This is a genomic window from Parabacteroides sp. AF17-3, assembly GCF_003635445.1.
In the GTDB taxonomy this organism is placed as follows: domain Bacteria; phylum Bacteroidota; class Bacteroidia; order Bacteroidales; family Tannerellaceae; genus Parabacteroides; species Parabacteroides goldsteinii.
In genome coordinates this window covers 1-1338 of record NZ_QTMM01000034.1, presented here as the reverse complement: position 1 = coordinate 1338, position 1338 = coordinate 1, and the positions used below count along the sequence as shown (strand labels likewise).

The following is a 1338-nucleotide window of genomic DNA, read 5'->3' as shown; positions in this document are numbered from 1 at the left end:
TGGGCAATGCACGACGCGGTTCGGGATTGTTCCCTATACGACCTTACGGCGATATGCCAGAAGCGAAACCAGACGAACTCATTACAACTCCAGAGCGACGATTCTACGGAGAGAATGCTAACAAAGGGATACAGGCAGGAGCCTTCTACTCCTATCCTTCACCACTTAAAGACAAAGGTTTCTTAATTCTGAAAGGTATGTATAAGATCAACGAATCAGAAAGCAAAGAGGTTTCCTACCGGATTCCTTTCACACAGCAGGCGGCGGACGGCAACCAGACTTTCCTCGAGATTGCCAACAACCACCGCTACACCATCGCCATCACGGCGGCAGACAAATACCACCTCGACTGTACACTCTACGTGGCAGACTGGACGGACGACGGTAGCATCAACGATTTCAAACCCGATCAGGATTCGGGAGAAATCGACGTGACAATTCCCGCCGAATTCACGGACGACACTAAATACGACCCCGACACGCGCTCGGTCAGCATGTCGCTTAAGCCCAAAAGCCAGTTCACCGTGACTACTACCGCCACGGCTAATCTCACAGTTTATAAGAAATATGTAGGCGGAATTGACGCACAGCAATACGACTGGCTGGAAATATCAGAACCAGCCGTTTCCACTAAAGCGGCTTCCATGAATTATAATTATACCTTCTCACTTAAAGAAAATTATACCCTGGGACGTTACCCACGTGCCGTATTACGTTTCACCAACACCATGAACGGCTCGGAAACTACCTTCTTCGTAGAAGCTGTTTCTGTACCACAGGCTGACGTAACACCGCAGGTAGGCGATAACAACCCTAACTCTTTCGATGCTGAAAACAAGCTAGTAAACCTCTACCGCATTACCGGCAGTAATGCACATGTGCGTATTACCTGCCCGGACGGGTCAGAGGTGGAAAGTAAACCCGACTGGCTCGATGTCGCCGTCTACAAACAAAGCGGAGCGGAAACTACCTATTCCTTTACACTCAACGACCGCGATGTTACCGGCGTTACTGACGATAAAGGCACTGTCGTTTTCTACAATAAAAAAGCGAACGATCTAAAAACGGATATTGTCGTACAACTGCTCGATGCCACTCTCAAACCGGACTTCACCTATCCGAGTCTGAATGATGGAAAAAACAGTTACGAAGCACCTGCAGGCGACACACCGGGAAACATTAATATGCAGATTTCGGACAATAATGAATTCTCTATCGGGTGTAAATCCATGCTGGGCATCGAGATCGGCTTGGACTTCGACGGAGGTTCCGAATGGCTAAAAGTAAAAGGCGCTCCCGTCACAAAAACTCTCAATGAAAATACCCAGTTGACCTTCT

The 1338-nt window shown here is 48.3% G+C and carries 1 pseudogene; it reads left to right on the top strand.

Annotated features, from left to right (window positions below):
• Positions 1-1338: pseudogene (locus tag DWW91_RS27940) on the top strand (hypothetical protein); the annotation flags it as partial.